At 69.8% G+C, this 23987-nt stretch carries 20 protein-coding genes; 8 read left to right on the top strand and 12 right to left on the bottom strand.

Annotated elements, in window-relative coordinates:
- Positions 1-51: 51 nt before the first annotated feature.
- Complete coding sequence (locus C9F13_RS17445; protein ID WP_157955164.1) at positions 52-810, top strand: hypothetical protein; 759 nt, start codon at positions 52-54, stop codon at positions 808-810.
- An 834-nt stretch (positions 811-1644) separates the two neighbouring features.
- Here C9F13_RS17445 and C9F13_RS17760 read toward each other — a convergent pair.
- Together C9F13_RS17760 and C9F13_RS03955 are read right to left on the bottom strand one after the other, a co-directional pair.
- Complete coding sequence (locus tag C9F13_RS17760) at positions 1645-4971, bottom strand: AAA family ATPase (protein ID WP_108444901.1); 3327 nt, start codon at positions 4969-4971, stop codon at positions 1645-1647.
- Entirely contained in the window at positions 4968-6224 is a 1257-nt protein-coding gene (locus C9F13_RS03955; protein WP_108444900.1) for an exonuclease SbcCD subunit D, read from the bottom strand. Before C9F13_RS03955 ends, C9F13_RS17760 begins: the two co-directional genes overlap by 4 nt.
- Positions 6225-6302: 78 nt before the next feature.
- Between C9F13_RS03955 and nfi the strand changes: the two genes are divergently transcribed.
- Positions 6303-6998 carry a deoxyribonuclease V gene (gene nfi / locus C9F13_RS03950; protein WP_108444899.1) on the top strand — a complete coding sequence of 232 codons (696 nt, stop codon included), beginning with the start codon at positions 6303-6305 and terminating at the stop codon, positions 6996-6998.
- 288 nt (positions 6999-7286) lie between these two features.
- On the top strand, positions 7287-7835 hold the full coding sequence (locus tag C9F13_RS03945) for a DUF1415 domain-containing protein (RefSeq protein ID WP_108444898.1): 549 nt from the start codon (positions 7287-7289) through the stop codon (positions 7833-7835).
- On the opposite strand, the gene C9F13_RS03940 is transcribed toward C9F13_RS03945, so the two are convergent.
- Positions 7832-8731, bottom strand: a complete 900-nt coding sequence (locus tag C9F13_RS03940; protein WP_108444897.1) for an aldo/keto reductase — start codon at positions 8729-8731, stop codon at positions 7832-7834. The genes C9F13_RS03945 and C9F13_RS03940 overlap by 4 nt on opposite strands.
- Before the next feature lie 148 nt (positions 8732-8879).
- Between C9F13_RS03940 and C9F13_RS03935 the strand changes: the two genes are divergently transcribed.
- A complete protein-coding gene (locus C9F13_RS03935) occupies positions 8880-9311 on the top strand; it encodes an OsmC family protein (protein ID WP_211310894.1) in 432 nt (143 codons plus the stop codon).
- Between the two features lie 130 nt (positions 9312-9441).
- Here the strand turns inward: C9F13_RS03935 and C9F13_RS03930 are convergent, their stop codons facing one another.
- The gene (locus C9F13_RS03930; protein WP_108444896.1) at positions 9442-10119 is read right to left on the bottom strand and encodes a gamma-glutamyl-gamma-aminobutyrate hydrolase family protein; all 678 of its coding nucleotides are present in this window, start codon (positions 10117-10119) and stop codon (positions 9442-9444) included.
- Positions 10116-11111, bottom strand: coding sequence for an amidoligase family protein (locus tag C9F13_RS03925; protein WP_108444895.1), 996 nt, complete (start codon positions 11109-11111; stop codon positions 10116-10118). The genes C9F13_RS03930 and C9F13_RS03925 overlap by 4 nt, the downstream gene beginning before the upstream one ends.
- Positions 11112-11253: 142 nt before the next feature.
- Between C9F13_RS03925 and C9F13_RS03920 the strand changes: the two genes are divergently transcribed.
- Together C9F13_RS03920 and C9F13_RS03915 are read left to right on the top strand one after the other, a co-directional pair.
- Positions 11254-13530 carry a mechanosensitive ion channel family protein gene (locus tag C9F13_RS03920; protein WP_108445345.1) on the top strand — a complete coding sequence of 759 codons (2277 nt, stop codon included), beginning with the start codon at positions 11254-11256 and terminating at the stop codon, positions 13528-13530.
- Between the two features lie 6 nt (positions 13531-13536).
- A complete protein-coding gene (locus tag C9F13_RS03915; RefSeq protein ID WP_108444894.1) occupies positions 13537-15012 on the top strand; it encodes a hypothetical protein in 1476 nt (491 codons plus the stop codon).
- A 58-nt stretch (positions 15013-15070) separates the two neighbouring features.
- Here C9F13_RS03915 and cdd read toward each other — a convergent pair whose 3' ends face one another.
- From cdd to C9F13_RS03885, 6 genes are all read right to left on the bottom strand, one after another.
- Complete coding sequence (gene cdd, locus C9F13_RS03910; RefSeq protein WP_108444893.1) at positions 15071-15508, bottom strand: cytidine deaminase; 438 nt, start codon at positions 15506-15508, stop codon at positions 15071-15073.
- Positions 15505-16239: a purine-nucleoside phosphorylase gene (deoD, locus tag C9F13_RS03905; protein WP_108444892.1), complete on the bottom strand. Its 735-nt coding sequence runs from the start codon at positions 16237-16239 to the stop codon at positions 15505-15507. Before deoD ends, cdd begins: the two co-directional genes overlap by 4 nt.
- A complete protein-coding gene (locus C9F13_RS03900) occupies positions 16239-17498 on the bottom strand; it encodes a phosphopentomutase (protein WP_108444891.1) in 1260 nt (419 codons plus the stop codon). The genes deoD and C9F13_RS03900 overlap by 1 nt, the downstream gene beginning before the upstream one ends.
- Positions 17495-18850, bottom strand: coding sequence for a thymidine phosphorylase (deoA, locus tag C9F13_RS03895; RefSeq protein ID WP_108444890.1), 1356 nt, complete (start codon positions 18848-18850; stop codon positions 17495-17497). The genes C9F13_RS03900 and deoA overlap by 4 nt, the downstream gene beginning before the upstream one ends.
- Positions 18850-19617, bottom strand: coding sequence for a deoxyribose-phosphate aldolase (gene deoC, locus C9F13_RS03890; protein WP_108444889.1), 768 nt, complete (start codon positions 19615-19617; stop codon positions 18850-18852). Before deoC ends, deoA begins: the two co-directional genes overlap by 1 nt.
- A 101-nt stretch (positions 19618-19718) precedes the next feature.
- A complete protein-coding gene (locus C9F13_RS03885; protein ID WP_108444888.1) occupies positions 19719-20990 on the bottom strand; it encodes a NupC/NupG family nucleoside CNT transporter in 1272 nt (423 codons plus the stop codon).
- A 178-nt stretch (positions 20991-21168) separates the two neighbouring features.
- On the opposite strand from C9F13_RS03885, the gene C9F13_RS03880 reads away from it, so the two are divergent.
- Positions 21169-21918 (top strand): DeoR/GlpR family DNA-binding transcription regulator, encoded by a 750-nt coding sequence (locus C9F13_RS03880; RefSeq protein WP_108444887.1) that lies wholly within the window; start codon positions 21169-21171, stop codon positions 21916-21918.
- Positions 21919-22036: 118 nt separating this feature from the next.
- Positions 22037-22720, top strand: a complete 684-nt coding sequence (locus C9F13_RS03875; protein WP_108444886.1) for a CBS domain-containing protein — start codon at positions 22037-22039, stop codon at positions 22718-22720.
- 118 nt (positions 22721-22838) lie between these two features.
- On the opposite strand, the gene C9F13_RS03870 is transcribed toward C9F13_RS03875, so the two are convergent.
- Positions 22839-23972, bottom strand: a complete 1134-nt coding sequence (locus C9F13_RS03870) for an aminotransferase class V-fold PLP-dependent enzyme (protein ID WP_108444885.1) — start codon at positions 23970-23972, stop codon at positions 22839-22841.
- Between the last annotated feature and the right edge of the window lie 15 nt (positions 23973-23987).

Raw genomic sequence — 23987 nt, 5'->3', positions numbered from 1 at the left:
ATGAGTTCAAGTGAAATGTCGAGACACCCTGTCTAATACCTGTTGGGACTTATGAAAACAATACCGATTCAATTGGAGCGCCTGCGACGGCACTATGACGTAGCGGTTCGCAACTATGATCAGATTGCGCTGCTTGATCTGTCGCACACGTTAAGAATTTGGGTAGAACTTAAGGCGGCGCTTGTTAGTATTTCTCCCAAATTCTCTAATGCTCTCTCGTTTAAGACCGCTATTCCCGCAAAGAAAGTGCTTAAAGCAGCTCGAGGACACCGCTTTGTCTTCTCTTACATGCCTGGCGGCGTGATCACGTATGCGAGCCAAGGCCATCTGAGCTCGGGCCCAGAAATGGAGTCGAATAGTGGCGACTTTACCACTGGAATAGCAGTGAGGATGTCAGGAGATTCTAAAATTGAGTTAGGAAAATACTGCGTTATCTCGACGTCTTTTGAACAACCGCTTATTAAGGCTCTAGAGGCCGAGGCGGTTAGTCGCTGCACTTATGTTCAGTGGTTAGCTTCGGAAGCTGTGCGGGTCGCTTTTATCGACCAGAGTGGTGAACTGAAATCAGTTGCGATATCGCGAGAAATGATCGTCAAACGTGTTGCAAATACCCTTGATGGGTCACATCCGTCGGCTGCTGGCGGGGTTGATACAGACAATCAATTTGATGCTCCTGTGCATCACTTGCTGCAGTACAAAATGGGAGGTCTCTCGCTCCCGTATTTTATCCTTATGAAAATTGCTCAAGATATCCTAGATGTGGCGCCAAGGTTTTTGGGGCTGAACGATTCGGGAGAAAAGACCCAATAAACGTTTGCACCCGATGCTCCTGCCGCCGATTCCCGCCGGGATAGCCACGGTTGAACCTAACGTTAAATGGTAAATCATGGAAAGCAGAGTTCGCAGAAAATACGCTTCAATGATGTGGGAGTGTCGCTATCGGGTAGAGACACTGCGCGACTTCACGTCAGGAAGTACTCAATGCGCCTATCTTCAGACCACGATCGAATCCGAAGCTCTTCAATTGCGGAAATTGCTTGAGCTAATTGCATTCTCCTCGCTTGTGTCATACCAAGAGGCTTACCGCTCTGTGAGAAGCGATATCTCGAAGGATTGGCACGCAGTAAGGATATTACGAAAAATTGAGGGCATTAACCCTGCGTTCTATCCAGTCCCAATAGACGGCTTTAATAGGCGCGGCTGGAATAAAGTGCAAGGAGGATACCTCACGAGAAAGCAGTTCGAACGGTTGTACGATAAATGTGGAGCAATTCTTCACTCCCAAAATCCGTTTTCAAAAGGAAGGAGTTCATTGTCCTTCCACAAAAGAGTGCCTGAATATATAGGTAGGATTGAAGCTCTAATGTCTGAGCACTTGGTAGAACTCGCTGGCTCTCAAGAGCTAATTCATGTGATCGCTCCGATGATGGAAAATTCTCCAATTCAAGTCCGATATTTGGTGAGGGGAGCGAACCACGTTTAACAAATCGCTTAAGGCGGATGGCCCTGACGGTTCAACGCTTCGCTTCGCGTGATATCTAAGCTACATGAACGTCCGCTTCTGGCCGAAAGCTGACAGTTTGAAGTAAAAAACCGGCTCGCTGACGCAGTGCTCCTCTACATCAGCGAGCCGGTTTTCCAATCTCACTGACTGACCAGTTTCGCCCGACTCGTGCCATTACCCAGCGGCTCCACCTGGATCTGCACCGGGATGCGCTCGTGCATTTCCTGCACGTGGGAGATCACGCCGACCCGGCGGCCCAGGGCCTGCAGGCCGTCCAGCGCCTCCATGGCCAGGGCCAGGGATTGCGGGTCGAGGCTGCCGAAACCCTCGTCGATGAACAGCGATTCGATGGTGAGCTCACCTGAGGCCATGGAGGCGAGCCCCAGCGCCAGGGCCAGCGAGACCAGGAAGGTCTCGCCGCCGGAGAGCGAGTGCACCGAGCGGCGCTCGTCGCCCATGTCGACATCCACCACCAGCAGGCCCAGGGGGCTGCCGCCGCGCACCAGCCGGTAGCGGCGGGAGAGGCCGCTCAGGTGCGCGTTGGCGTGCTCCAGCAGCTGCTCGAGGTTGTAGGCCTGCGCGATGCGCCGGAAGGCCTTGCCGTCGGCGGAGCCGATCAGCTCGTTGATCTGGCCCCAGCGGCGGAACTCGGCCTGGGCGGCCTCCAGCTCGGTCTGGCCGGCCTTGCGCCGCTCGCGGCGGCGGTCGTCGTCGCTCAGAGCGAAGGCGGCCTCGTCGCGAGCCCGCTGGGCCTCCTCCAGGCGCGGGGTCAGCTCGGCCTCGGCTTCCTCCAGCGCCTCCCGGCGGCGGCGCAGTGCCTCGGCCACGGCGTCACCGAGCAGCGCCTCGTCGCGCTCCTCTTCCCGACTTGCTTCCTCCGTCTCCTCGATCAGGCCCTGGTCGCGGCGGTGGCGCAGCAGGGCGTCGCTTCGCTCGGTGAGGGTGGCGGCGGCGCGCTGGCGGGCCTGGTCGGCGGCCTCGATCTGCCGCTCCTCGTTGCGGGCCGCCTCGTCGGACTGGGCGAGCAGCCGGGTGAGGGTGGCGTCGGTCAGCTCGGGGTGCGCCGCACGCCAGTCGGTGAGCTCGCGGGCGAGGTTGTCGCGCTCCCGGCGCAGCCCCTCGAGCCGCTCGGCCTCGTGCTCGACCCGCTGGGCGAGGCGCTGCTGCTCCTGCTGGGCGGCATGCCAGCGTGCCTGGGCGGCGTCGCGGGCCTGGCGAGCCTGCTCCTGGCGGGCGTCGAGGTGCTGCTGCCAGGCGTCCGGCGAGGCGTGATCGCCGAGCCGTGCGGCGAGCCCACGGGCCAGCCGCTCGCGCTCGTCGCGCAGCGGCGGCAGCCGCTCGTCCAGCTCGGCCAGCGCCGTGTCGGCGTGCCGCTTCTCGGCCTCCAGGCGCGCCAGGGCGACATGGCCCTCCTGCAGCGCCTGCTCCAGCGGGGCGAGCTCGGCCTCGGCCCGGGCTAGCTCGTCCAAGCGCTCTCGCGCCTCGCGGCGGCGGGTCTCGCTCGCCTCGCGCTCGGCCTCGAGCCATTCCTTCCGCTCGCTCGCATCATGGGCGGCGAGCTCCTGCTGGAGGGGGTGCTCCTCGAGTGCCTCGCGGGCGGCGTCGCGCTGCCGCTCGGCTGACTCACGATCCTGTCGGTGGCGGGCGAGGGCGGCCTCTACCGCGCGATACTCGCCGAAAAGCTCGTCGCGCCGCCGCTGGGCCGCGTCGCGCGCCTCGCGGGCCGTGTCGAGCTGGCGGGCTTCCTCCGCCTCCTGGGCCTCGAGCTGGGCGGCCTCCGGCGTGGCCGGCGGGTGCTGCCGCCAGGGGTGATCGTGGCCGCCGCACACGGGGCAGGGCTCACCCTCGACGAGGGCCTCGCGAAGTCGCGCCACGCTCTCGCTGCGCACGGCGCGGCTGCGATCGATCAGCACGCTGACGCTGTCGAGGTGCGCCTGGGCGCGGTCCAGGGCCTGGCGGGCGCTCTGGCCCTCGGTCAGCAAGTGGTTCTTGCGGGTCTCGTCGTCGCCTAGCCGGCGGGCGAGCTGGGCGAGCGCCTGCTCCGCGCGTCCGAACTCCTGCCAGCGGCTGGTGAGCTCGCCCAGCGCCAGGTGGCGCCGGGCCGCCTCGTCGTGAATCTGCTGGGCGGCCTGGCGAGCGTCGTCGAGGCGAGGGTGAGTGCCCACCAACCGCTCGAGGGTCGCCTGCCAGTCATCGCGCTGTCGCTGCCGTGACTGCTGGGCCTCGCTGGCCGTGCGGTGCTCCCGGCCCAGCCGCTCGGCCTCGGCCTGATGCCGGGTGCGGGCCGCCTCCAGGTCGGCGAGCTGCTTCTCGTGGGTGGCCAGGCGCTGGGCCTCCTCCCGGGCCTCGCGCAGGGCGGGCTCGGCCTCGCGGCGCGCCGCGGAGGCTTCGGCCAGGGCGTGCTCTCGGGCATCAAAGGCCTCGCGGGCCTCGGCCTGCTCGCGCTCGGCGTCGGTGAGCGCTCGCCTCGTCTCGGCGTGGTTCGCCTCCAGGGCAGCGATCTCGTCGGGCAGGGCGGCCCGGCGGGCCAGCGCATGGCGCTGCGGGGCGATCAGCCGGCGCCACTCGCGGTCGGCGCGCGCCTCGGCAAGCGCCTGCCAGTCGGCCTCGGCGCTCTGCTGTTGGGCCAGGCCCTGGCGATAGGCCTCGTGCAGCTTGGCATCGTCGTCGTGCCAGCGGCGCCGGGCTTGGAGCGATGTGGCCTGGCTCTGCAGGTCAGTGAGTGCTCGCTGGGTGGCCTCGGCCGCCTGCTCCAGTTCGGCCCGGGCCTCGGGCTCGGCGGGCCGGTCGTCGGCGAGCCTGGCCTCCAGGGCTTCGACGGCCTTCCTGGCGGAGTTCGCGCGCTGGTAGGCGGCCATGGAGATCGCTGAGTACTCGGCGGTACCGGTGAGGCGCTCGAGCAGGTCGCTGCGCTCGTTGTCGTCGGCCTGGAGGAAGGCGGCGAACTCGCTCTGGGCGAGCAGCACGGCGCGGGTGAACTGGTCGAAGGTGAGCCCCAGGCGCTCCGGCAGCAGGCGGTCGAACTCGCGCTTCTGGGTGGTCAGCAGGCGGTCGTCGTCGAGGTCGCGCAGCGACTGCTCGGCCTTCTGCAGCTTGCCGGCGACCTTCTCCCGGGCGCGGCGCACGGCCCAGCGGGCGCGGTAGCGGCGCCCGTCGCGGCCCACGAAGTCCACCTCGGCGTAGCCGCTCGCCGTACCGCGGCGCAGCAGGGTGCGCGGGTCGCTGGTGGTCAGGGTGGAGTCCGGGGTGTCGTCGACCTGGCTGTCGCGGGCCGGGGCCTGGCGAAGCCGCGGCGTGCCGCCGTAGAGCGCCAGGCAGAGCGCATCGAGCAGGGTGCTCTTGCCGGCGCCGGTGGGGCCGGTGATGGCGAAGAGCCCGGCCTCGTTCAGCGGGGCGGCGGTGAAGTCGAGCTCGAGCGGGCCGGGCAGCGAGGCCAGGTTCTCCAGGCGCAGGGCGAGGATTCTCATGAATTGAGCTCCCCCTCGGCGTCGAGGACGTCCTGGCAGAGCCGGTCGAAGTCGGCGAGTACGTCGGCCTCGGGCGGCTCGCCCCAGCGGTCGGCCCAGGTGCGCTCGAAGAGCTTGCGCGGGCCGAGGCTCTCCAGGTCGATGCGGGCGGGGGCGTCCTCGCCCTCGACCCGGGGCAGGCGACGCTCGAGGCGCAGCAGGCGCAGCGCCTTGCCCTCGAGGGCCGCCTCCACCCGGGCGCGCAGGTCGGGGATCGGCGCCTCGAGCGCGACGCGCACCTCCAGCCAGGGCCAGCGGTCTCTGGAGAGTTCGGGGTCGTCCTCGAGCGCCTCGAGCTCGGCCAGCACTTGCTCCAGCGGCGCCGGGCCGACGCGATGCATGGCCACCGGGCGCGGGACGGGAAGCGACTCGGTGGTGGCCAGCGCCTCACCGTCGAGCACCACCTCCACCACCTGGTGGGGATAGGCCACCTCGCTGAAGTCCAGCGGCAGGGGGCTGCCGCTGTAGCGGATGCGTGCCTCGCCGACCTGCTGGGCGCGGTGCAGGTGACCGAGCGCCACGTAGGCGATGTCGTCCGGGAAGAGGGCGGCGGAGATCGACTCCTCGCCGCCGATCACGATGGGCCGCTCGCTGGCCTCGGAGACGGCGGCGCCGTGCAGGTGGGCGTGGCTCATCGCTACCAGCGCCTGGCCGGGCTCGCGGCGGGCGCGGGCGGCCTCGATCAGCCGGGTGTGCACGCGGTTGATGCCGGCGACGTAGTCGTTGGGCGCGTCGTCGTCCTCGTCGGCGCGCACGCCGGCGCCGGTCACCTCGGCGGGGCGCAGGAAGGGCAGCGCCAGGCACCAGGCGCGGGTCGCGCCCTTGGCATCGGTGAGCGGCACCAGCAGCCGCTCGGCGTCGAGGTCGCCGTCGTCCTGCCAGTAGACCCGGCCGAGGGCGTGGGTGTTGAGCCTTCGCATCAGCGGGGCGGGCAGCTCGATGCGGTTGCCGCTGTCGTGGTTGCCGGCGATCAGCACGATCTGAAGGCCCGGCAGGCGCTGGTGGGCGTCGACGATGAAGTCGTAGAGCAGCGCCTGGGCGGCCAGCGACGGGTTGACCACGTCGAAGATGTCGCCGGCCACCAGCAGGGCGTCGGCGTTGCGCTCGACCAGGGTGTCGAGCAGCCAGGCGAGGAAGGCGCGGTGCTCGGTGTGGCGCTCCTGGCCGTGGAAGCTCTGGCCCAGGTGCCAGTCGGCGGTGTGGATCAGTCTCAAGGTCGGCTCCCCGGTGGTCCGTCACGCGGCAAAAGCCGTAGTCTAACCCGAGCGACGCCGACACTTCAGGGAGCCCCGATGCCCGATACCGCCTTGCACGACTGGAACCTCGTCCCGAAGGAGGCCATCGCCCTGCAGAAGCGCCTGGCGGGGCGCGTGGAGCGCGAGGATCGTCTTGACCCGGTGCGCCACCTCGCCGGCGTGGACATCGGCTTCGAACAGGACGGGGCGATCACCCGGGCGGCGGTGGTAGTGCTGGCCTGGCCGCCGGAGGCCGACGGCGCCTTCACGGTGGTGGAGCGGGTGGTGCATCGCGAGCCGACCCGCATGCCCTACGTGCCGGGGCTGCTCTCGTTTCGCGAGGTGCCGGCGGCGCTCGGCGCCTTCGAGAAGCTCACCATCCGGCCGCAGCTCGCCATGGTCGACGGCCAGGGCATCGCCCATCCGCGGCGGATCGGGGTCGCCAGCCACCTGGGGCTGTGGCTCGACCTGCCGACCATCGGCGTGGCCAAGACGCGGCTCTGCGGCCGCCACGACGAGCCCGGTTCCGCGCGGGGCGACTGGGTGCCGCTGGTGGACGGCCCGGATGACGAGACGATCGGCGCGGTGCTGCGCTCGCGGGCGAAGGTGAAGCCGATCTTCGTCTCGCCAGGGCATCGAGTGTCGCTGGCCACGGCGCTCGACTGGGTGATCCGCTGTCTCGGGCGTACCAAGCTGCCGGAGCCGACGCGGCTGGCCGATCGGCTCGCCTCGCGGCGTGACCAGCGGCACTAATCCTCGGAGTGTCAGAGCTATCGCAGAGAGTTCGATACCTCGATACCTTGGTAGCTCGGGGCTGACCTGGCGACAAGCCTACGAGCGGGGCCGGCCCTCCGGGGGCGCTGTAAACCCATCCCTGGGCGCTATCGACGCCATCCCTGGCGTAGGACCTCCTCTTCGGCTTGCCCCCAGCGCCCCTCGATTCCGGTGACTGTGATAGCCGTGGCGTCTGTCACCGCGGCTTGCCAACCGCGGCCGGGCGGCGGACCATGGCGGCCCCTTCTTTTGCCTGGATGAGCGCCAATGACCGCCTCTCGCCCCGATCCCCTCGCGGCTACCCGCGCCTGGGTGGAGACCTTCGTGGTCGCCCGTGACGTCTGCCCCTTCGCCGGTCGCGAGGTGGCCCGCGACAGCATTCGCACCGTGGCGGTGCCCGCCCGCGACCGCGAGGCGGCGCTGCTGGCGCTGTTCGACGAGTGCCGCCACCTGGAGGCGACCCCCGAGGTAGAGACGACCCTGCTGGTGCTCACCGAGGGGCTCGAGGACTTCGACGACTATCTCGACCTGCTGGAGATCGCCGAGGTGCTGCTGGCCGATCAGGGCTACGAGGGCACCTTCCAGCTGGCGAGCTTCCACCCGGACTACGTCTTCGCCGACGCCGAGCCGGACGATCCCGCCAACTTCACCAACCGCTCGCCCTGGCCGATGTGGCACCTGCTGCGCGAGGCGGGCCTGGAGCGGGCCCTCGAGCATCATCCCGATCCCGAGGGCATCCCCGCGCGCAACGTCGAGGCGATGCGCGAGCTGGGCCATGAGGCGCTTGCCTCGGCGCTGGCCAGGCTGCGTGGCTAGACGATATCGAGCGCTGTCTTGCGGCTCGGCGCCGGGAAGGCGGCGTCGAGGCGCGCGAGGCTAGTCTCGTCCAGCTCGACGCCCAGCGCGGCGGCGTTCTGCGCCACGTGGTCGAGGCCGGTGGCCTTGGGAATGGCGATCACGTCGCGGGCGGCGTCGCTGCCATGGCCGTGGGCGGGGCGGATCGCCCAGGCCAGCAGCAGCTGGGCCGGGGTGATGCCGAGCGCCGCGGCGATGTCCGTCACCTCCGGGTGAGCGAGCAGGTCGCGGCGCAGGCTGCCGGCCTGAGCCAGCGGGCAGTAGGCCATGGTGGGGATGCCGTGCTTGCGCTGCCAGGGCAGCAGCGAGTGCTCGATGCCCCGCGAGCCCAGGTGGTAGAGCACCTGGTTGACCGCGCAGGCGTCGCCGCCGGGCAGGCCGGTAAGCGTGGCCATCTCGTCGACGTCGAAGTTCGAGACCCCGAAGCGGCGGATCTTGCCCGCCTCGCGCAGCCGCTCGAAGGCCTCCAGGGTCTCCTCCAGCGGGATGCCGCCGGGCCAGTGCAGCAGGTAGAGGTCGAGGTGGTCGGTGCCAAGGCGCGCAAGGCTCGCCTCGCAGGCGGCGATGGCGCTGTCGCATCCGGCGTTCCAGGGGTAGACCTTGGAGACCAGGAAGGCCTGGTCGCGGCGTCCCTTGAGGGCCTCGCCCACCACCTCCTCGGCGCCGCCGTCGCCGTACATCTCGGCGGTGTCGATCAGGCGCAGGCCGCACTCCAGGCCGTGCTGCAGGGCGTGCACCTCGTCGCGGCGCGGGGCCAGCCCCTCGCCCATGAACCAGGTGCCCTGGCCGATGGCCGGCAGCGTGACGGCGGGCTCGTGGGCGGTCGCCGCGAGGGTGACGTAAGGCGTGCTCGACATGGGATCTCCTGTTCTTGGAAGTATTTTCCATTTATTCTGGTTGCACGCCGTCGACGATGCAATCGTGCGGTGTGGTCACGGGCGGCCCTGCGGGTCTATGGTGTAGTGGCTTGCCTGACCGAATCCCTGACAACGAGAAGGAGTCGACATGAGCATCAAGAAATCCGGTAGCGCCGTCTGGCAAGGCGGCCTCAAGGACGGCAAGGGGACGGTGTCCACCCAGAGCGGCGCGCTCCAGGACGTCCCCTACAGCTTCGCCAAGCGCTTCGAGAGCGAGGCCGGCTCCAACCCAGAGGAGCTGATCGGCGCCGCTCATGCGAGCTGCTACTCCATGGCCCTGTCGCTGATCCTGGGCGAGGCCGGCATGACCGCCGAGCGCATCGCCACCGAGGCCAAGGTCTCCCTGGAGGAGGTAGAGGGCGGTTTTGCCATCTCCGCCATCCACCTCGACACCGTTGCGAAGATCCCGGGCGCCGACGAGGCGGCCTTCCAGGATGCGGCCGACAAGGCCAAGGAAGGGTGCCCCGTCTCGAAGCTGTTCAACGCCGAGATCACCCTCGACGCCAAGCTCGAGAGCTGAGCTAAGGCTCAAGGGCTTATCGCCACGGCCGGTGTCAGCGGCGCGATGGCGAACACGGCACGGCAAGGGGCCGCCTTCGGGCGGCCCCTTTGCGTTTGGCATTGGAGCGCGTATCGGGTATCGGCCGGGCTCAGCCCCGGTGGCGGCGGGCGGCGTCCACCAGGGCGCGGATCAGACGCTGCTGGGGACGGTTGAAGATCAGCCACTCGGGGTGCCACTGCACGCCGATCAGGAAGTCGTGCTCGCGGGACTCGATGCCTTGCACCAGGCCGTCGCGGTCCCGGGCGACGATCTCGATGCCGCGGCCGGTCTTCTGCACCGCCTGGTGGTGGAGGCTGTTGATGCGACACCAGGTGACCTCGAGGATGCGGTAGAGCTGGCTGTCGGCGACGATGTCCACGGTCTTGCGCGGCAGCACGGTACGGCGGCGCTTGAGCCCCTCGTGGGTGGTGTAGATGTCCGGGTCGAGGGTGCCGCCCAGGTGCACGTTGATCAGCTGGGCGCCGCGGCAGATCCCGAGCGTCGGCGTGCCCTGGGGGATAAAGCGCTCCAGCAGCTCTAGCTCGAGCTCGTCGCGCTGGGGATCGACGCGCACGTCCAGGCGCACCTCGTCGTCGTAGAGGTGGGCCTGGATGTCGTCGCCGCCGCCGATGATCAGGCCGTCGAGGTGTTCGGGGACGGGGCGCGAGGGCGACAGGCGCTGCGGCCGGCCGCCGTGGCGCCACACGGCGAACCAGTCGAACCACCAGGCGATCCGGCTCTTGGCGTCGGAGGTGGTGATGCCGATCAGCGGGCGCGCCTGACTCATTGCCGAGACACCCAGCGACGCAGGCGGATCAGCCAGCGGCGGGGCGCCGAGGGCCGGTGGCGGGCCAGGAACTGGGCGCTGCGCTCGGCCAGGGTCTCCGGGGTGGCGGCCAGCCGCTCGACCTCGAGCCAGCGGTTCCACTCGGTCACCGCCCCCCAGCCAGGCTCCGAGAGCTGGGCATTGGGCAGGCGGTAGTGGAAGGTCGGCCGCGCCTTGACCAGCCGGTTCTGCAGCAGCTCATGGGGAAAGTCGGGCGCGAGATGGGCGAACAGCGGCAGCATGTCCAGCTCCCGGTTGCGGGTCGGATTGTCTTCCAGGTAGTCGGCGATCAGCGTCTCGAGGTCCGGGGCGTAGTCCGCGTCGAGGATCTTGAGGGCATAGGCCCGGGGGAAGGGGTTGGCATGGGGCAGCACCTCCCGGGTGATGTCGACGTGGATCTGCTCGCGCAGCCAGGCAGCGGTGAGCATGTAGGCGCGCAGATAGGCCAGCAGGCTCTCGACGTCGAGGCTCGGCACCTCGGGGTTCAGGTGCAGGCCGAAGCCGTAGAGCAGGCTCGCCTCGGTGCCCTTGGCGCCGTGTCGGCGCAGCGCCTCGAACAGCGCGTCGAGTTCCTCCAGCTCGTCCCAGGGCACCGGCGGGCAGACGATCTCGGTGGGCACCAGGCCCGTAACCATGTCGCCGATCAGCTCGCGGGTACGGGAGTGGAAGTCCCGGCGCATGCGCTCCCACTCGCTGTCGAGGGCGGCCTCGGCGTCCATCATCTCCTTGTCGGGGTGGGCGTACTGGGTGTCGAGCTCGATGCCGAACTCCCCCCAGCGGCCGCCGACGACCTTGAGCCGATGGGGGCTCAGCACCTCGATGTCACCGCCGAACAGCGACTGCACCAGCTCGGCCGTGCGCTGCGGGGGCAGGCCGGCGAACTCGATCTCCACCCCGATGCGCCGCGTCTCGCCGTCGGCATTGTGGGGTTCGGGTGGCGGTTGCGGCGTCATGTCGGCATCCTGTAGGGCATGTTGTCGGCAGCCTAACATACTGCCTCACGAATCACGGACGCGACGCCCGTCGCGTTCCCCTGCCAGTGGAGAGGGAATCTTGCCTGTAGCGCACCGGATGTACGTTGTCTTTCGCGGCCTGATGGTCTGGCTGCTGCTGTCGGTGCTGCTGCTCCCGGCGGTGTCGTCGGCCCAGGGCCTGCCGCTTTCCGGCCTGGCCAACAGCGGCGAGCAGGCGGGCACCCACGACCCCGAGGCCTTCCAGGCCTCCCTCGACGAGGTGATCGCCACCCTGGAGAACGACGCCCAGCGCCAGGCGCTGCTCGACAACCTGCGCCAGCTCCAGCAGGTCAACGACGCGGCCGCCGACCAGGGCGGGCTGACCCGTCCCCAGGGGCTGCTCGGGGCGCTGGCGGAGACCATCACCGCGCTCGGCGAGCAGGCCGACTCCGGCGACTCGCCGGTCGACGAGTGGCGCCGCCAGCTGCGACAGGGCTGGACCGATCTGGCCGACCTGGTGGTCCAGACCGGCAACGCCGAGCTGTTGCGCTTCGTCATCGAGTTCGCCGTGCTGCTGGCGATCTGGGCCGGGCTGCTGGTGATCCTGATCGCCCTGGGGCGCCAGCTGGCCCGGCGCCGCGGCTGGCCCCTGGACCTGCCCCGGGAGCCCCGCGGCGGGCTGCTGGTGATCCACTTCCTGCGCCGCATGCTGCCCTGGACGCTGGCCTTCCTGCTGGTGCTGGGCATCGCCCAGCTCGTGCCGCCGAGCGCCGGGCGCACCGCGACCCTGGTCACCGCCTACGTGGCGCTGTGCGGGCGCACCCTGTCGGTGGTGGTGGAGACGGTGATCTCGGTGTTCACCAGCGGCCACCGCTTCACCGCGGTGCAGATCCTGCAGCACCAGAGCCTGCGCACGCTGTTCGTCATCGGGGCGCTGATCGCGCTGGGCGACGCCTTCAACTCGGCGCGGCTCTCGGGGATCATCGGCACCGATCTGGCCGGGCTGATGTCGATCCTCTCCAACATGCTGGCGGCGCTGATCAGCGCGCGCTTCATCGTCCGCTTCAAGCGCCCCATCCAGCACCTGATCCGCAACCGCCCCTACGCCCTGCGCCGTGACCGGGGCACCATCGGCGAGGTGATCCGGCTGGTCGGCGGCCTGTGGCACGTGCCGGCCATGCTGCTGGTGGGCGGCTCGCTGCTGGCCATCTTCATCACTGTGGGCGACGTCGGCACGGCGCTGGCGCGCTCGATCATCTCGGCCTCCCTGCTGGTGCTGACCCTGGTGGTGACCGGCCTGATCCGTCGTCACGGGCAGCGCCGCTCCAAGCAGCGCCGACTGAGCGACTACCGCCGGCGCCTGGAGCGCTTCGGCTATGCGCTCGCCCACGTGCTGGCCTGGATCGCCTTCGCCGAGCTCTCGCTGCAGGTGTGGGGCGCCTCGCTGATCGGCATCGGCCAGCAGGGCGTGGCCAGCGTGCGCATCGGCCAGGCGCTGCTGGCGATCGGCTTCACCCTGTTGCTGGCCTGGCTGACCTGGATCTTCGCCGACACCGCCATCCAGCGCGCCCTGACCAGCCCGGCCCGCGCCCGCGGGCGGCGGGTCAACCTGGCCCGGGCCCAGACGATCACGCCGATGATCCGCAACATCATCTTCGCCACCATCGTGATCATCGCCGCCATCGTCGGCCTGGCCAATCTCGGCGTGAACGTCACGCCGCTGCTGGCCGGTGCCGGTGTGATCGGCCTGGCCATCGGCTTCGGCGCCCAGACCCTGGTCCAGGACCTGATCACCGGCATCTTCATCCTCATCGAGGATTCGCTGGCGGTGGACGACTTCGTCAAGATCAACGGCCACATGGGCACCGTCGAGGGGCTGACCCTGCGCACCGTGCGCCTGCGCGACCTGGACGGCATCGTGCACATCATCACCTTCAGCCGCATCGAGTCGATCCATAACATGTCGCGCCAGTTCGGCATCGCCTTGATGCGCATCCGCATCCCCTACGACATGAAGATCGACGACGCGACCACCCTGATCCAGGAGACGGCCCAGCAGCTGCGCCAGGACCCGATGATGCGCCACCACATCTGGTCGCCCCTGGAGATGCAGGGCATCGACAGCTTCCAGGACGGCTGCGCCATCCTGCGCATGCGCTTTCGCACCGCGCCGGAGATGCAGTGGGACGTGGCGCGCGCCTACAACCTGCTGCTCAAGCAGCGCATGGAGGCCCTGTCGGTCGATCTCGGCGTGCCGCGCCTCAGCGTCAACATGGAGGGCCAGGGCGGCGGTCGCCTGGACGGCACCGGCGAGGGCGCCGAGGGCCGCGACGCCAGCGGCCGCCGGCCCGGCGAGGCGGGGGCCGCCGACCCTGCCGGAGACACCAGCGCCCGGGGCGCCGCCCCGGATCCGGGGTAAGCGCGCGTGGCGACCCACGAGGTCTCGGTCGAGCGCCGCGACAGCCTGAACCTGCGTATCTCCCGGGTGCTGCGCGAGGAGAGTTCGCACCGGCTCGATGTCTATCTCTTCGTGCCGGCCGAGCTCGGCCTCAACGCCCATGTGCTCTCGGAGGAGGCGTTCTACCACGGCGCCATCCACGTCAAGCGCACCTACTACAGCGATCGCCACCGGCTGCCGCTGGTGATGAGCCGCCTCGCCGGCAAGCGCCTCGACGCCGACCAGTACCGCCTGGGGCTGAGCCTCTACGGCTACCAGTACGTGGTGGCGCTGGAGCGCTCGACCCAGACGCTGCTCGACCAGGCCCGTCGCACGCGCAAGGCCGAGAAGCGTACCGGCGACAAGGCCGAGACGCCCGAGGAGAGTGCCCGGTCCAACGCCGCGGAGGAGGAGGCGGCCCAGGCCGGGCGGCTCAGCGAGCAGCTCGAGGAGACCCTGGAGCTTGCCAGCGGCATCCTGCGCCGGCTGCGCCGCCAGGAGCCGAGCGACGAGAGCCTGCATCGCTACTACGCCAACATCGACAACTACCTCTCCTGGTTCACCGAGCAGCGGCTGCTGGAGCTGATCGCCCACCTGCCCCGGGGCAACGACTATCGGGAGATCCGCCAGCGCCTGCTGGGGGTCTGCCGGGAAGAGGACGCCCACCGCCAGGCGCGCGAGTACAACTCCGAGCGGGTCACCCGCGACCCGACCCGGATGTCCAACAAGATGCGCCTGCTGCGCCGGCTGATCGAGTATCCCGTGACCCTCAAGCAGCGCAGCCAGGAGCTCGGCGGCGGCGAGGAGAAGGCGGTGAAGGGCCTGGCCACGGCGGTGGTGATGGTCTTCGTCTCCCTGGGCCTGTTGGAGGCGCGGGCGGCGCTCGGTGACATCACGGCGCTGTTCGTGATGGTCCTGGCGGTGATCTACGCGCTGCGCGAGGTGTTCAAGGATGACCTGCGCATGACGCTGTGGCGCCTGCTGCGCCGCGGGCGGCCCAAGTGGCGTCGCCAGTACCTGGACGCCCACAGCAACGCCGTGCTGGGGCGCCAGCTCGAGTGGTTCGATTATCAGCGCTATGCGCGCCTCGACGAGGAGATCCGCCGGGTGCGCAAGCGCAACATGGCCCAGCGCGAGGAGGTGGTGATGCACTACCGCTCGAGCTCACGGATGTCGCCGACCCGCTTCCTCAGCGGCTACGACCGCACCCGCGAGACCCTGACCCTGGACCTCTCGCCGCTGGCGCGGCTGATGAGCAAGGGCAGCCACCACGTCTACCGGCTCGAGGAGAAGGGGCAGGTGGTGCGCGAGCCGGTGGAGAAGCGCCACCTCATCAACCTGGTGATCCGCGAGGTGGAGGGCAACGGCACGCCGCTGCTGCAGCGCTGGAAGATCGTCATGAGCCGCTCGAAGATCGTCGACGTGGAGCTGGTGCACGAGGAGGGGCCGGAGGACAGCACCTGATGCGTCGGGGCGAGCGAGCCGCGGCTCGGCGGCGGCTCGCTCGGACGAGGCGCCGTGGCTACCGGCTCAGGTGCTCGGGGGCGAGGTTCTCCGGGCCGAAGGAGTCCGGCAGCAGCGCCTCCATGCTGTAGTCGCGCAGCAGCCGGCCCTCGGCGTCGACGACCCGGATGCGGGTGTCGGGGGTGGCGAACTCGCGGATGCGCTGGCGGCAGTCGCCGCAGGGCGTGCAGAGGTGCGCCCCCGGGCCGATCACGTAGACCTCGCGCAGCTCGCGCTCGCCGGCGCTGACCAGGGCGGCGATGGCCGAGGCCTCGGCGCAGAGTCCCTTGTAGTGGGCGACCTCGACGTTGGCGCCGGCGTAGCGCCGGCCGCTCTCGCCGATCACCAGCGCGCCCACCGGATGGTGCGAGTAGGGCGCATAGGCGTGGCTGCGCACCGCGATCAGTTCGCCGACAATCTCCTGCGGAATGGCGTTGGGCGTCACGGGCTCGCTCATGCCGTCTCCTCCCGGGCCGCGTCGTCGCGCAGCACGCTGTCCAGCGCGATTTCCATCATCTCGTCGAAGGTGCTCTGGCGCTCGGCGCTCGAGAGCGAGTCTCCCTGGAGGATGTGGTCGGAGACCGTGCAGATGGTGGCGGCCCGGGCGCCGAACTCGGCGGCCACGCCATACAGGCCGGCGGCTTCCATCTCCACGCCGACGATGCCGTAGCGCTTGAGCAGCGCGGCGGTCTCGGGGCGCGGGTCGTAGAAGAGATCCGCCGAGAAGAGGTTCCCCACCTTCACCGGCACGCCGAGCGCCGCGGCCGCGTCCGCCGCGTGGCGGGTCAGCGCGAAGTCGGCGGTGGCGGCGAAGTCCATGCCGGCGAAGCGCGTGCGGTTGACGCCGGAATCGGTACAGGCGCCGAGGCCAATCACCACGTCGCGCACCGCCACGTCGTCGCGTACCGCGCCGCAGGAGCCGACCCGGATCAGCCGCTCCACGCCGTACTCGGTGATCAGCTCCTTGGCGTAGATCGACACCGACGGGATGCCCATGCCGTGGCCCATCACCGAGATCGGCCGGCTCTTGTAGCGCCCGGTGTAGCCGGACATGCTGCGCACCGTGTTCACCTCGCGCGCCTCCTCGAGGAAGGTCTCGGCGATGTAGCGGGCGCGCAGCGGGTCGCCGGGCATCAGCACGGTATCGGCGAAGTCGCCGCGCTCGGCGTTGATATGGGGCGTGGCCATCACAAGGCTCCTGTGTCAGCGGGGGAGAGGAAGCGCTCGCCGTCGTCCATGGGGGGCAGGCCCAGGTGCGTCGCCAGGCTCTGGCCGATGTCGGCGAAGCTCGCCCGGGCGCCCAGCGAGCCGGGTTTGAGCCCGGCGCCGAGCGCGAGCACCGGGACGTGCTCGCGGGTGTGGTCGGTGCCGGCCCAGGTGGGGTCGCAGCCGTGGTCGGCGGTGAGGATCAGCAGGTCGTCGTCCTCGAGCCTTTCCAGCAGCTCCGGCAGCCGGGCATCGAAGGCCTCCAGGGCGGCGGCGTAGCCCGCCACGTCGCGGCGGTGGCCGTAGAGCATGTCGAAGTCGACGAAGTTGGTCATGATCAGAGTGCGCTCGCCGGTCTCCCTCATCGCCGCCAGGGTGGCGTCCATCAGGGCGTCGTGGCCGCTCGCCTTGATCGTGCGCGTGATCCCGCAGTGGGCGTAGATGTCGGCGATCTTGCCGATGGCGACCACCGAGCCGCCGTCGTCGTGCAGCTTCTGCAGCACCGTGGGGGCCGGCGGCTCGACGCTGCAGTCGCGGCGGTTGGCGGTGCGGACGAAGCTCGTCGCGTCCTTTCCCGTGAACGGTCGCGCGATCACCCGTCCGATGTTGTAGGGCTCGAGCAGCCGCCGGGCGATCTCGCACACCTCGTAGAGGCGCGCCAGCCCGAAGGCCTCCTCGTGGGCGGCGATCTGGAACACCGAGTCCGCCGAGGTGTAGACGATGGGCTTGCCGCTCTCGACATGCGCCTCGCCGAGCCGGGCGATGACCTCGGTGCCCGAGGCGTGGCAGTCGCCGAGCACGCCGGGCAGCCCCGCCTCGGCGACCAGCGCCTCGAGCAGCTCAAGGGGAAAGCTCTGCTCGCGCTCCGGGAAGTAGCCCCAGTCGAAGCGCACCGGCACGCCGGCGAGCTCCCAGTGGCCGGAGGGGGTGTCCTTGCCCGAGGAGAGCTCCCGGGCATGGCCGTAGGCGCCGACCACCTCGCTCGGCACCGCGACGCCCTCGGCCCAGTGACCGGTGCTCTCGCGGTGGGCGTGGAAGAGCCCGAGCCGGGCGAGGTTCGGCAGCGCGAGCGGGCCCCGGCGGCCCGGGGCGTCGGGGCCCGGCGGCATGTCGGCCTCCCCGCGGGCGCAGGCGGCGGCGATATGGCCCAGGGTGTCGGCGCCGGCGTCGCCGAAGCGGGCGGCATCCGGCGTGGCGCCGATGCCGAAGGAGTCGAGGACCAGCACGATGGCGCGGCTCATGGCACCTCCCGACGGATCACGTCGTAAGTCAGCGGGGGCGGGACGACCCGCGCGTCGCCGAGGCGCATGGCCTCGCGCAGTCGTCGTCCGGCGGCTTCAGCATCGTCCACGCTGGCGGCATGGACCAGCGCCAGGGGACGGTCGGCGTCGACGGTCTCGCCCAGCGAGGCGATGCGCGAGAGACCGACGGCGGGGTCGATGGGCGCCCCCGGCGTGCGCCGCCCGCCGCCGAGCTCCACTACGCAGAGGCCCAGCGCCCGGGTATCGATGGCCTGCACGCGGCCGGGGCGCTCGGCGTAGACGGCGCGCACCACCGGGGCCTCCGGCAGGCGGGCGGCGGGGCGCTCCAGCAGGTCGCTCGGGCCGCCGAGGCCCGCCACCATGCGCGCGAAGCGCTCGGCGGCCGCCCCGGAGGCGAGGGTCGCGTCCAGGCGGGCGAAGGCGGCCTCCCGGGAGTCGGCGAGGCGGCCGGCCATCAGCAGCTCGGCGGCGAGCCGCCGCGTCACCTGCAGCAGCCGGCCGTGGCGCTTCTCGCCGCTCAGCAGACGGATCGCCTCGTGCACCTCGAGGGCATTGCCGGCGCGCGGCGCCAGAGGCTGGCTCATGTCGGTGATCAGCGCGGTGGTGCGTGTGCCGGCGCGACTCGCGACCTCGGCGATGGTCGTGGCGAGCTCACGGGCGGCGTCGGCGGTGGGCATGAAGGCGCCGCTGCCCACCTTGACGTCCATCACCAGCCCCTCGAGGCCGCAGGCGAGCTTCTTGCCGAGGATCGAGCTCACGATCAGCGGCAGCGACTCCACCGTGGCGGTGACGTCGCGCACCGCATAGAGGCGGCGATCGGCCGGGGCGAGGTCGGCGGTCTGGCCGATGATCGCCACGCCGACGTCCTTGACCAGGCGGCGGAAGGTGGCGGTGTCGGGGCTCACCGAGTAGCCGGGGATCGCCTCGAGCTTGTCCAGGGTGCCGCCGGTGTGACCGAGGCCCCGCCCGGAGACCATCGGCACATGGCCGCCGCAGGCGGCGATCCAGGGCCCGAGCACCAGCGAGACCAGGTCGCCTACGCCACCGGTGGAGTGCTTGTCGAGCACCGGGCCCGGGAGGTCGAGCCCGGACCAGTCGAGCACCTCGCCGGAGTCGCGGATCGCCTCGGTCAGCGCCACCGTCTCGTCGGCGTCCATGCCGTTGAGGAAGATCGCCATGGCGAGCGCCCCCACCTGGGCATCGGAGAGCCGGCCGTCGGTGATGCCGGCGACCAGCGCATCGATCGCCGCGCGGTCGAGCGCCTGGCCGTCGCGCTTGGCCCGGATCAGCTCCTGGGGGAGGGCGGGCGAGGGCAGGGCGGCCGCACTCATCAGGCGCCTCCGATCCGCCCGTTGTCGTCGGCGAGGGTCACCAGCAGGTCGTCGAGCAGGCTCGAGGCGCCGAAGCGGAAGTGGGCCGGGGTGATCCAGGCCGGGCCCATCAGCCTCGCGGCGAGCTGCAGGTAGGCCTGGGCCTCCTCGGCGGTGCGCACGCCGCCGGCCGCCTTGAAGCCGACGTCGCGGCCGCTGTCGCGGATCGCGGTCAGCATCACCTCGGCGGCCTCGAGGGTGGCGTTGATCGCCACCTTGCCGGTGGAGGTCTTGAGGAAGTCGGCGCCGCCCTCAAGGGCCAGCTCGCTGGCGCGACGGATCAGCGCCGGGTCCTTGAGCTCGCCGGTCTCGAGGATCACCTTGAGCACGGCGTCGCCGGCGGCCTGCTTGCAGAAGGCGACCAGCTCGCGGCCGGTCTCCTCGTCGCCGGCCAGCAGGGCGCGCCAGGGGAAGACGACGTCCACCTCGTCGGCGCCGGAGGCCGCGGCCTCGCGGGTCGCCCGGGCGGCGGCCATGATGTCGTCGCCGCCCGCGGGGAAGTTGGTGACCGTGGCCACCTTGACGGTGCCCTCGAGGCCGTGGGCCTTCAGCGCGCGACGCGCGGCGACGATGAAGTCCGGATAGACGCAGACCGCGGCCGGGGTGCCGGCGGGGGTCTTGGCGCGCTGGCAGAGGGCCTCGACGGTGGCGTCGGTGTCGTCGTCGTTGAGGCTGGTGAGGTCCATCAGCGCCAGGGCCTGGCGGGCGGCCTGTTGCAGTTCGGTCATGGGGACTCCGGTACGGCGAGAGAGTTCGCGTGGGTAAATGTGAGTTCGAGAGCGTCAGCGTGCCGTCGCCGCCCGCTGAAGCGCGGACGACGACGGCGCAGTCATACGGCGGCCAGGGCCAGGAAGAAGCCGGCCAGGGACGCCGACATCAGGTTCGAGAGGGTGCCGGCCAGCACCGCCTTGAGGCCGAAGCGGGCAATCTCGTGGCGGCGGCTCGGGGCGATGCTGCCCAGCCCCCCGAGCAGGATGGCGATCGAGGAGAGGTTGGCGAAGCCGCACAGCGCGAAGGAGAGCACCGCCATGGTGTGGGGCGTCATCAGCTGCCCGGTGGCGGCCACCACCTGCTCGCCGTCGAGGTAGGGCGCCAGGTTGATGTAGGCCACGAATTCGTTGACCACCAGCTTCTGGCCGATGAAGGAGCCGGCGAGCGTCGCCTCCTCCCAGGGCACGCCGAGCAGGAAGGCGAGCGGCGAGAAGAGCCAGCCGAGGATCAGCTCCAGGCTCAGCGACTCCATGCCGAACCAGCCGCCGATGCCGCCGAGCATGCCGTTGAGCAGGGCGATCAGGCCGATGAAGGCCAGCAGCATGGCGCCGACGTTGGCCGCCAGCATCAGGCCGGAGCTGGCGCCGGCCGCGGCGGCGTCCAGCACGTTGGTGGGATGGTCCTCCTCCTCCTCGAGGCGCTCCTCGGCGGCTGAGACGCTGTCCTCGGGCGTCTCGGTCTCGGGCATCAGCAGCTTGGCGAACAGCAGCCCGCCGGGGGCGGCCATGAAGGAGGCGGCGACCAGGTACTCCATGGGGATGCCGAGGGCGGCGTAGCCGGCCAGCACCGAGCCCGCCACCGAGGCGAGCCCGCCGCACATCACCGCGAACAGCTGCGACGGGGTCATGCGCTCGATGAAGGGGCGCACCACCAGCGGCGCCTCGGTCTGGCCGACGAAGATGTTGGCGGTGGCGGAGAGCGACTCGGTGCGCGAGGTGCCCAGCGCCTTCTGCAGGGCGCCGCCGAGGATGCGGATGATCCACTGCATGATGCCCAGGTAGTAGAGCACGGCGGTAAGCGAGGAGAAGAAGATGATCACCGGCAGCACCTTGAAGGCGAAGACGAAGCCCGAGGCCTCGACGTCGGCCAGGCCGCCGAACACGAAGTCGATGCCGTCGTTGGCGTAGAGCACCACCTGGCTGACGGCGTCGGAGACGGTGGCGAGCACCGCCTGGCCGACCGGCACGTAGAGCACGAAGGCGCCGATGCCGGCCTGGATGGCGAAGGCGCCCAGCACGGTGCGCAGGCGAATCGCGCGGCGGTCGGAGGAGAACAGCAGGGCGATGGCGACCAGGGTCACCATGCCGACCACGCTCATGAAGAGGGTCATGGGGCACCTATCCGATGGGGCGGCCTGGAGGGCAGGCGTGCGGGTGAATGTGACGCGTGAGTGTGTGGTGAAAACTATCACATTCAGTGTTATTTTTTTAACATTTTCAGCCGACGCGGACCGTTTCCGAGAGTGACGACGCCGCGCGGGACACCGGGCCCGAGGAGAGCCGCCACCGATGAACGAACGCAGTGCCCGGCGTCTCGCCCGGCTGAGTGAGGCCCTCGCCCAGGGCGGCAGCCTGAGGCTGCACGAGGCCGCGGTGCTGTGCGGCGTATCGCCGATGACCATCCGCCGCGACCTGGCCGCCTCCGAGGGCGAGCTGCAGCTGATGGGGGGGCATCTGGTGCGCCGCGACGACCCGCGCTATGCGCCGGTCTACGACCTGGTCGCCCAGCAGGATCGCCACGCCGCGGCCAAGCGCCGCCTCTGTCAGCGGGCGCTCGAGCGCATCGCGCCCGGCGACACCCTGTTCATCGACTGCGGCACGTCCCTGATGCCGCTCGCCGCGAGCCTGCCCCGCGACCAGTCGCTGACCGTGGTGACCTATGCCCTCAACGTGGCCGAGGCGGTGAGCGGGCTTGCCGGGGTGCGCCTGATCCTGCTGGGCGGGCTCTATCACGACTCGTCGCGCTCCTTCGCCGGCGACGAGGTGGACGCCGCCATCCGCCGCCTCGGCATCAACCAGGCCTTCCTCTCCGCCGCGGGCGTACACGAGCGACAGGGCCTGACCTGCTTCCACTTCCACGAGGTGGCGCCCAAGCAGGCGGCGATCGCCACCGCGGCGAGGCGCCTGCTGGTGGTGGACGAGAGCAAGCTCGGCGTCATCCGCCCGGTGCGCTTCGCCGGCCTCGACGACATCGACGAGATCCTCACCGATGGCGCGGGCGCCGAGCGCCTATCCGCGGGCGAGCCCGCCCGGCCCTGAGGGCGGGCGCAGAGGGCGCGGAAAGCTGTCCGGCATCAAGGCAGGTTGCTTAAAGGATTGCTAACTTGAAAGGCGACTCATCGCAAACAACAACCGCCTTTCGTCTGGAGAGCGCCCTATGCAAGCCGCAGATGTCATGACGACCAACGTGATCACCGTCACTCCCGAGAGCGAGGTCAGCGAGATCGCCAGCCTGCTGCTGGAACACGGCATCAGCGCCGTGCCGGTGGTCGATGCCGACGACCGGGTGCTCGGCATCGTGAGCGAAGGGGACCTGATGGCACGGATCGAGCCGGAGGAGGACAAGCGTCGCTCCTGGTGGCTCAGGATCTTCAGCGGCGGCGGCGACGCCGTGGATTACGTCAAGACCCACGGGCGCAAGGCGGGCCAGATCATGACCCCCAACCCCCTCACCGTGGGCGAGAACGAGCCGCTGCACCATATCGCCTCGCTGCTCGAGAAGCGTCGCATCAAGCGGGTGCCGGTGGTGCGCGACGGCAAGCTGGTGGGCATCGTCAGCCGCTCCAACCTGCTGCGCGGCTTCTCGGTGGGGCGCCAGCCAGCCGGCGGCGACGACGACCGCGCGATCCGCGACGCCATCCTCAAGGAGGTCGACGAGAACACCGGGGTGCTGGTCGACCGCCTCAACGTCATCGTCGCCGACGGCAAGGTGCAGCTGTGGGGGCTCGTCGAGAGCAAGGAGCAGCGCTGGGCCGTGCAGGTCGCCGCCGAGAACATCGACGGGGTCAAGGAGGTCGAGAACAACCTCGGCTTCGTTCCACGGGGCGTGGGGGCGGTCTGACCCCGCGCGAACCTCGCGCCCGCGCCTGAGGCGCGTCGCGCGAGGGTCAATAACGCCGAGGGGGCGGCCGAATGGCCGCCCCCTCTCTTTTCGATGCTCCTTCGGGTGCTGGGAGTGCCTAGCCGGCGCTCTTCACCTTGGCAAGCGCGGCTTCCAGGCTCTCTAGGGTGCGCTCCGGGTGGTGGAGCTTGTCGAGGCCGAACAGGCCGATGCGGAAGGTGCGGAAGTCCTCGCCCTCGTCGCACATCAGCGGCACCCCGGCGGCCACCTGGACGCCCGCCTCGAGGAACTTGGCGACGATCGCCTCGTCATCGGTGTAGCTGACCACCACGCCCGGCGCCTCGAAGCCCGGGGCGGCGACGCTTTGGAAGCCGTGCTTGGCGAGCATGTCGCGGACCAGCCGGCCGACCTCGCGCTGCTCCTCGCAGACCCGGTCGAAGCCGTACTGCCGCGTCTCGTTCATCACGTCGCGCAGCTGGCGCAGGCCGTCGGTGGGCAGGGTGGCGTGGTAGGCGTGCCCGCCGCCCTCGTAGGTCTCCATGATCGAGAGCCACTTCTTCAGGTCGCAGGCGAAGCTGGTGCTGGTGGTCTCCTCGATGATCTCGCGCGCCTGGCGGGAGAGCATCACCATGCCGCAGCAGGGGCTGCCGCTCCAGCCCTTCTGGGGGGCGCTGACCAGCACGTCGACGCCGACGTCCTGCATGTCGACCCAGAGGGTGCCGGAGGCGATGCAGTCGAGTACCAGCAGGCCGCCCTCGTCGTGGATGGCGTCGGCGATCTTCTGCAGGTAGTCGTCCGGCAGCAGCATCCCCGAGGAGGTCTCGACGTGGGGCGCGAAGACGATGTCCGGCTGCTGCTCGCGGATCGCCTCGACCACGTCCTCGATGGGCGGCGGCGCGAAGGGCGAGGTCGCATCGTCCTCGTCCACCCGGCGGGCCTTGAGCACGTTGACGTCGGAGGGGATTTTGCCCATCGACAGGATCTGGCTCCAGCGGTAGCTGAACCAGCCGTTGCGGATCACCAGGCAGCGACGGTCCTTGGCGAACTGGCGCGCCACGGCCTCCATGGCGAAGGTGCCGCTACCGGGCACGATGACCGTCGAGTGCGCGTGGTAGACCTCCTTCAGCGTGGCGGACACGTCGCGCATCACGCCCTGGAAGCTCTTCGACATGTGGTTCAGCGCGCGATCGGTATAGACCACCGAGTACTCGAGCAGTCCATCCGGGTCGACATCGGGTAGCAGTCCGGCCATTGCGGTCTCCCTGTT

The organism is Halomonas denitrificans, assembly GCF_003056305.1.
Classification (GTDB): Bacteria; Pseudomonadota; Gammaproteobacteria; order Pseudomonadales; family Halomonadaceae; genus Halomonas; species Halomonas denitrificans.
The sequence above is the reverse complement of the archived record's forward strand: the minus strand, read 5'-3'. Positions and strand labels throughout refer to the sequence as shown.